Genomic DNA, 5,444 nt, shown 5'->3' with positions numbered 1-5,444 from the left:
GACATCATGGCGGTTTCCAGAACAATTGAAAACTTTGCTTCTGGAGACCAGTTATCTGGACTACTACTTTTTGTCACACTTGAACCTGGTAATTGAAATTTATCTCGCCAGGAATACAAGGTGGATAGGTTTATGTTTTCCTGGGCTGAAAACGTTCTTAATGATAACCCACTTTCAAGCCACTTCTTAACAATGGCTTCTTTAAACTCTTTTGAATAATGCTTCACTCATATTCTCTTACCGCCTCCTATTCAATTATTAAAAATTAACAGAGGCGACAACTATCCTGACACAGGGGGCTCAGGTGAAGTCGACCATGGGCTTTGGTATGTCCCAGGATATTGATATTTTTGATACGCCTCCATTAATTGACGAAACAACTGATACGGGTGCAGAGCAAGAAGATGCTGCGGCTTATCGTGCTGCGGTAGAAGCGGTAACGGCTGTTGTGAACCAGATAGACGAGGCTGTTGGTACTGAAGACCCTAATGCTGTATTAAGTGCACTCACACAAGATTTAGCCGATGGCCAGATCGACGGTAAAGTCGACAATGAAGAAGGTGGCTCAGAATCGAGTGATATTTTTGGCGGTGCTGAAGATGATGCTGCTGAAGATACAGCTAGTGCCGCACTTCAACTTTTAGAGCAAGACCCTGCTTCCTTACCGATTCCGAACGACCCTCAAGGTCGTACAGTTGGTGAAATGAAACAAGTGATTAACGATGAAAAAGAAGACCTGGGTAATGAAGGCGTTAATACTGAAATAAATACTGAAGAAGAAGTTGTACTCAAGCCCGCTGAAACTGACCCAGACCTGGATGATGATGGCGTTCCAAATGATCAGGACGCTTTTCCTGAAGATGCGAGTGAGACAACTGACACCGATGGTGATGGCACAGGTAACAATGCCGACAACGACGACGATAACGACGGCGTTAAAGATGAAGACGATGACTTCCCTCTAGACGCAAGCGAACAAACCGATACAGATGAAGATGGAATCGGTAACAATGCCGATACTGATGATGACGGCGATGGTACTGAAGATATTGCCGATGACTTTCCTTTAGATTCTGAACGTCAGAATAAGTCTGATAAGGATAACGATAACTGGTCTGCCAATCAGGACCCTGATGATACCAATGCCAGCATTCCAGGTATCGATTTTGTTGATACCGATGGCGATGGCATGGCTGATTCTGGTGGCAGAAATGATGACCCTGATGATGATAATGATGGTGTGATCGATACTGAAGATGCCTTCCCAACAGACCCTACAGAACAAAAAGACCAAGATGGCGATGGCACAGGCGATAATGCTGATACTGATATCGACGGTGACCAGGTGCCGAACGATGAGGATAAGTTCCCACGTAACCCATTTGAAAGTGTTGATACCGATGGTGATGGTATTGGTAATAATACAGATGAAGACGACGATGGTGATTCCGTACCTGATCTTCAGGAAGAGCAAGATGGCACCAACCCGCTAGAGCGTGATACCGATGGTGATGGCGTGCTCGATAACGTCGACCAAGGTCCAACTGACCCAACGGTACAGTTCGATTCAGACCAAGACGGTATTGATAATGCGATAGATAATTGCCCAGTTCATTACAACCCTGTACAGAGTGACCTGGATGATGATGGTCGCGGTGATCCTTGTGACCTGGATCGCGATGGTGATGGCGTTAACAATGATCTTGACGCCTTCCCTTCAGATGAAACAGAAACAGAAGATACTGACAATGACGGTGTAGGTAACTCAGAAGATACTGATGACGATAATGATGGTGTTGCCGATGATCTGGATGATTTCCCGACTGACCCGAATGAAATTGTCGATACCGATGGCGATGGTACCGGTGACAATGCAGACAGCGATGATGATGGAGACGGTACACCTGATTCCGAAGATGCCTTCCCTCTAAACTCTAGTGAAGACACCGATACCGATGGTGATGGTATTGGTAACAACACCGATGATGACGATGATGGTGACGGTGTTGCCGACAGTGATGATGCTTCACCTCTAGATGCCTTGGCAAGTACTGATACAGACGGCGACGGTGAGCCAAATATCACTGATACCGATGATGATGGTGATGGTACGCCAGACTCTGAAGATCGTTTCCCACTGAACCCTAATGAAGATACGGATACAGATGGTGATGGCATTGGTAACAACACTGATACTGATGATGATAATGATGGTGTAGAAGATGATGCTGATGCCTTCTCTTTACTTGCTTCTGAGCAATTAGACACAGACGGTGATGGCACAGGTAACAATGCAGACACTGATGATGATGGTGATGGTACACCTGATGCCTCAGACCCATTCCCCCAAAATGCTTTAGAGACTCGTGACTCCGATGGCGATGGTATTGGTGATACAGCCGATACGGATGATGATAACGATGGTGTACTAGATATAAACGACGCTGCACCGACTAGCCGCGATGGTGATGAAGATGGCGTAGGTGATGGCCGTGATAATTGCCCAGTGAATAGTAACAGTGATCAGCGTGACTCAGATGGTGACGGCCAAGGTGACGCCTGTGATAGTGATGATGATAACGATACAGTCGAAGATAGCGCAGATAATTGCCCAACAGTACCGAATAGGAATGGCCAGAGCGATAACCTAGACGGTGATGACTTTGGTGATGCCTGTGATGATGATCGTGATGGCGATGATATCAAGAACGGTGTCGATAACTGTCCTTCGACCGCTAACTCGGATCAGGAAGACACTGATGGCAATGGCTTAGGTAATGCTTGTGAAGCTGATAGCGATCAGGATGGTTTCGCCGATCAGTTAGATAACTGCCCTGCCGATGCTAACCCAGGCCAGGAAAACTTCGATGGCGATGCTCGCGGAGATGCTTGTGATGGCGACGATGATAATGATGGCGTGAGTGACCAGGCAGAAGAGGCTGCGGGTTCTGATCCTAAGGACAGCGACTCAGATGATGACGGCGTTGATGATAAGAATGATGCCTTCCCAACAGACGAGACGCGTCAGGAAGACTCTCAGGGTGATGATGACGACGATGGCGTAGCAAACGGCATTGATAATTGTCCAAATGATGCCAACGCGGGTCAGGAAAATTTTGATGGCGATGCGCAAGGCGATGCTTGTGACCATGACGATGACAATGATGGTGCGCCAGATGATGCTGATGACTTCGATAACGATCCAAATGAGCAATCAGACAGTGATGGTGATGGCTTAGGTGACAAATCTGATAACTGCCCAACGGTTGCAAATGAAGACCAGAACAATGCTGACCAAGATGGATTTGGTGATGCTTGTGATGCCGATACCGACAATGATGGAGTAGGCAATGAGCAGGACAACTGCCCTGTCGATATGAACCCTGGACAGCTGAATGCAGACGGCGATGAGTTTGGTGATGTTTGTGATAGTGATGATGATGGTGACGGTGTAGAAGACGCCTTCGATAACTGTCCAATTGACGCTAACAGTAATCAGGAAAACTCTGATTCTGAATCAGATGGTGGTGATGCTTGTGACCATGATGATGATAATGATGGTCTAAGCGACGCGGAGGAAAATGCAAAAGGCACCGACCCGACTGATGCTGATACAGATGACGATGGCGAAAATGATGGTGATGATAATTGCCCGCTGATTGCTAATGCAGGCCAGGAAGATGCCGATGGCAATGGCCAAGGTGATGCCTGCGACATTGATAGTGATGGTGACGGTGTATTGAACACCATGGAAGAAGCTCAGGGTACTTCACCTACAGATGCCGATTCTGATGATGATGGTAGCAATGACGGTGTCGATAACTGCCCAGCAATTGCTAATGCTGATCAGCGTAACTCAGATGATGATGCTGAAGGTGATGCTTGTGATTTGAACGATGACAATGACGCTGTTGATGATGATGCGGATAATTGCCCAACGGTTCCGAATGATGATCAAGCTGATGCCAATGAAGATGGAGTGGGTGATGTTTGTACTGCTGATGAAGATCAGGACGGTATTCCAGATACGGTAGATAACTGCCCTGCGGTGGCAAACCCAGTTCAGGAGAACGCTGATCATGATGCACAAGGCGATGCCTGTGATAACGATGATGACAACGATTCGATTGAAGATGCTAGTGATAACTGCCCGGTTAAGGAGAATGCTGACCAACTTGATCTAGATGGGGATCAGATTGGTGATGTGTGTGATCCGGACTCTGATGGTGATGGCGTTGAAAATCTAGTCGATAATTGCCCATTAATCGTTAACGCGAACCAGGAGAATACTGATCAGGATGGTCAGGGTAATGCTTGTGACTTAGATGATGATAACGATGGCGTATCCGATGAGAATGAAGCGGCTCAAGGTACGGACCCACTGTTAGCGGATAGTGACGACGATGGTAGTCACGATGGAGATGATAACTGCCCGCTAATCGCTAATGAAGAGCAGAAAGACACAGACTCTGATGGCTTGGGTAACGCTTGTGACACCGATGATGATGGCGACACGATTGCTGACGATGTCGATAACTGTCCACTCGATAGTAATGTTGGACAGGCAGATAGCGATGAAAATGGTGTTGGTGACGCGTGTGATGTGCCTTCAGTAGCTTTGTTCTACTTGAATGAACGCATTGTTAACTCTGAAACTGAAACTGATGAGTCAGGCACTGAAGATGGCATTTGTCCTTTCGATGTAAATGATGAAATGACTCGAGTGTCTCTATGGAGACAAGAAGGTTCTGTTCTAAGGGTTAGCTTTGGTGATGAAGGGCATGATGAAGGTGGTGAGTTGATGATCGATCCATCAGGACGCATTAGTGCTTCATTCAGCGATGAGTACAGCGGCGAGCATGGTTCCATGCAAACTGAGTTGGATGTTGATGGTCAGTTGGATGCAGAGTCAGGTGTCATTGTTGCCACCGTTGAAGAGAGCTTCACCTTTGCAAGTGCAGACGGCCAGATTGTTGCGACCTGTGCCTACAATGCAACAGAAACCTTTACGCCGATGGATGAAGTGTCTGCAAGTACTATCTTCGATGGTGAAACCGGAACTAATGTAGGCTTTGTTTGGATGGAAGGCGACGAGCATTATCAGGACTCAGCCAATCAGCCGGTCTTCGACTTCTTCTATGGTGTGATTGATGACACTGAAGAGCGTCGTTATCGATACGACACCAGCACCGGTGCACCGATGTGGGTAGAGGAAACTGAGGAAGACTCAAGTTTCATGCTCGGAGCCAATGGTTGGGTTGAAGTATCAGACAAAATGTTGGTTGAGGGTACGCCAGGTGTTACAGCTAATGTGGTTGCAAAGGATGCAAGCGATAACATTTTAGCGAACTGGCAAGTAACGCCATTCTCTGCGAATGTTACGGAAGAGCCAATGTTTGGTTTGATCCCTCGTGAGTGGAGTGAAGAAGGCCTAACAGCGCCTG

At 47.1% G+C, this 5,444-nt stretch carries 2 protein-coding genes; one reads left to right on the top strand and one right to left on the bottom strand.

Annotated elements, in window-relative coordinates; all coding sequences use genetic code 11:
• Nucleotides 1-227, bottom strand: a 227-nt coding sequence (locus tag A3763_RS14115) for a transposase (protein WP_156490494.1), incomplete at its 3' end; no start/stop codon positions are given.
• Nucleotides 228-304: 77 nt separating this feature from the next.
• Here A3763_RS14115 and A3763_RS14110 point away from each other — a divergent pair.
• Nucleotides 305-5,444 (top strand): thrombospondin type 3 repeat-containing protein (locus A3763_RS14110; protein ID WP_156495096.1); only part of this gene is annotated, 5,140 nt, incomplete at its 3' end.

The sequence above is a fragment of the Oleiphilus sp. HI0128 genome, assembly GCF_001635365.1.
This window is presented reverse-complemented; position numbering and strand designations above follow the sequence as displayed.